Origin of the sequence: Thiomicrospira sp. (assembly GCF_014859555.1) — a bacterium.
Lineage (GTDB): Bacteria > Pseudomonadota > Gammaproteobacteria > Thiomicrospirales > Thiomicrospiraceae > Thiomicrospira.
In genome coordinates, this window is sequence record NZ_JACUTY010000113.1 from 1 (window position 1) to 2,311 (window position 2,311).

Genomic DNA, 2,311 nt, shown 5'->3' on the forward strand with positions numbered 1-2,311 from the left:
AATAAGTGACCTTTAAGTCCCGCAGAATCAACCAGAGGTTAATCGAGGTGCCCATCTGGGTGTATACTGATTTGAAAGTAAACTGGATGAAAGCTAAAGCATGAATAATATCGATGATGACATGAAAGATGAGTATGACCCAGCGTTGTTTGATAGTGCGGAGGTTAGCAAGTATGCTGCGCGTTTGCGACAAGCCTCAAATGTGGTGATTGTAGAGCCAGATGTGGCTGCGGCCTTTCCCAATATGCGGCGGTTAATAATATGCATTGCGTGAGTTGTTGAAGCTTGCGCGACAGGTGAATGTTCCAAATCACGCTTAAATTTGAAAAAGTATTTTATTGATTGTCGCCGGATTCAGTCCGGCATTTTTGTTTTTGGATATTTATTGGCCTTGCTTATGCGTACGTTATAGCGTACTATTTTATTTTTGTGAGGTGGCTATGACTACATTAAATTCAACTGTTGCACGTTCTAACTTTTATGGTCTGATTACACAGGTCAACGAATCACATGAGCCGATTACGATAACCGGTAAGAAGGGAAATGCGGTATTAATTGCCGAAGAGGATTGGAGTGCTATTAATGAAACGCTGTTTTTGTTAAGCACTCCTAGTATGCGTGAATCGATTGTTGAGGGTTTGCAAACGCCTGTTGACGAATGTGCGACTGAGCTTGATTGGTAATTCATGACTTGGAAGCTAGTCTATACCAAGCAGGCGATTAAAGATGCTAAAAAACTGAGTGCAAGTGGATTAAAGCCTAAAGCTCAGATTTTACTCGACTTAATTCAACAAGACCCCTTTGTTAATCCACCGCGTTTTGAGAAGCTGGTTGGTGATTTAACTGGCGCCTACTCAAGACGTATTAATATCCAACATCGCATTGTGTATCAAGTGTTAGCGGACGAGAAGATTGTTAAAGTTATTCGTCTTTGGACACACTACGAGTGAGTTTGTACAAGAGTTTGTTTCTGCGCTTTTAAAGTATGCAAAACCTGAGCTTATGGATACAGAAAAGCAGACTGCTTGGCAGGCCGTTGCGGATGAGAAAACATGAGTTATTGCGATACGAACATTATATTGCGATATTTATTGGCAGATAATGATGTCTTAAGGCATGAAAAGAAATTGATCTGCGCTTACGCTCAAAAGGGATTGTTAAAGTACCTTGAACCGGTTGGTTGATTTTAAAGTTAGGCTATATGCTGTTTTAACAGTTTTTTGATAGTAAATGTGCCGGGTTGAGTCTGGCATTTTTTTATTTTTGGGATGGGGTTTATGATTCGGGTTTTTGATGTTTTGTTTTCGTTAGCAGGCCTGGTGGTTGGGTTGCCGGTGTTGGTGGTTTTGTATGTGATTGGCTTGTTTGATACTGGGTCGCCGTTGTTTTTTCAGCAGCGAGTGGGGCGACATCAAAAGCCGTTTACGTTGGTAAAGTTTCGCACGATGAAGGTGGATACGGCGTCGGTGGCGTCGCATTTGGCGAGTAGTTCGTCCATTACTAAGTTTGGGGCGTTTTTGCGACGCACTAAGTTGGATGAGTTGCCGCAGTTGTGGAATGTGTTAAAAGGCGAGATGAGTTTGGTTGGCCCCAGGCCTGGTTTGTTTAATCAGGAAGAATTAACCGCCGAGCGTGATGTGTTAGGCGTGTTTACGGTGCGCCCCGGTATTACCGGTTTAGCGCAGGTGAGTGATATTGATATGTCTACGCCAAAGTTGCTGGCCGAAACCGATGCCAAGATGATCGCTAGTTTGACGGTTAAGGATTATTTTAAGTATATTTTTATGACGGTATTGGGCAAGGGTGCAGGGGATCGTGTAAAGGGTTAGGGTTCAGGATGACAGGTTAATTTTGGCTTGTGAATATTGATTCTGTCAGGCTACAATGTTTGCCATCAAGGAGTTGGAGCGAAAGTTATGCAAGCAGAAATTTTATTTAAAGAGGCTTTACATCTTTCTCCGATCGACAAGGTCAAGTTAGTGGAATTGTTGATGGGCAGTTTTACTTCGAAACCTGTTGATGAACACGAACAAGCTTGGGCGACTTATGCAGAAAGTGTTTGCGATGAGGTGGACGCAGGCGCAACTCTGCATAGTCTCGATTCGGTAATGCGTGAGCTTAATCAGTGAAAATTTTTGTTACTGAACAGGCTCGTCGTTCTTTGTTGGGTGCGCGTGACTTTTATAATAATGAGCTTGATGGGCTTGGTTATGAACTGGTTCACGAGTTTCTCGCTGCTTTATCTCGTTTCAAGCTTATCCAGAAGCGTGGACACCGCTTTCAAAACGTACTCGCCGTTGTTTGATGCATC

5 protein-coding genes are annotated in these 2,311 nt (G+C 42.9%); all 5 read left to right on the top strand.

Features of this window, described 5'->3' with window-relative positions:
• The first annotated feature begins 100 nt into the window (after positions 1–100).
• Complete coding sequence (locus IBX48_RS10265; protein ID WP_296834227.1) at positions 101–274, top strand: hypothetical protein; 174 nt, start codon at positions 101–103, stop codon at positions 272–274.
• 166 nt (positions 275–440) lie between these two features.
• Positions 441–683: a type II toxin-antitoxin system Phd/YefM family antitoxin gene (locus IBX48_RS10270; protein WP_296834231.1), complete on the top strand. Its 243-nt coding sequence runs from the start codon at positions 441–443 to the stop codon at positions 681–683.
• A 3-nt stretch (positions 684–686) separates the two neighbouring features.
• On the top strand, positions 687–950 hold the full coding sequence (locus IBX48_RS10275) for a Txe/YoeB family addiction module toxin (RefSeq protein ID WP_296834234.1): 264 nt from the start codon (positions 687–689) through the stop codon (positions 948–950).
• 327 nt (positions 951–1,277) lie between these two features.
• Positions 1,278–1,829, top strand: coding sequence for a sugar transferase (locus IBX48_RS10280; RefSeq protein WP_296834237.1), 552 nt, complete (start codon positions 1,278–1,280; stop codon positions 1,827–1,829).
• A gap of 87 nt (positions 1,830–1,916) precedes the next feature.
• Entirely contained in the window at positions 1,917–2,129 is a 213-nt protein-coding gene (locus IBX48_RS10285; RefSeq protein ID WP_296834240.1) for a hypothetical protein, read from the top strand.
• The last annotated feature ends 182 nt before the right edge of the window (positions 2,130–2,311 follow it).

Coding starts and splice junctions, on each gene's coding strand:
- IBX48_RS10270 (WP_296834231.1), top strand. CDS start 441: ATGACTACATTAAATTCAACTGTTGCACGTTCTAACTTTTATGGTCTG.
- IBX48_RS10275 (WP_296834234.1), top strand. CDS start 687: ATGACTTGGAAGCTAGTCTATACCAAGCAGGCGATTAAAGATGCTAAA.
- IBX48_RS10285 (WP_296834240.1), top strand. CDS start 1,917: ATGCAAGCAGAAATTTTATTTAAAGAGGCTTTACATCTTTCTCCGATC.
- IBX48_RS10265 (WP_296834227.1), top strand. CDS start 101: ATGAATAATATCGATGATGACATGAAAGATGAGTATGACCCAGCGTTG.
- IBX48_RS10280 (WP_296834237.1), top strand. CDS start 1,278: ATGATTCGGGTTTTTGATGTTTTGTTTTCGTTAGCAGGCCTGGTGGTT.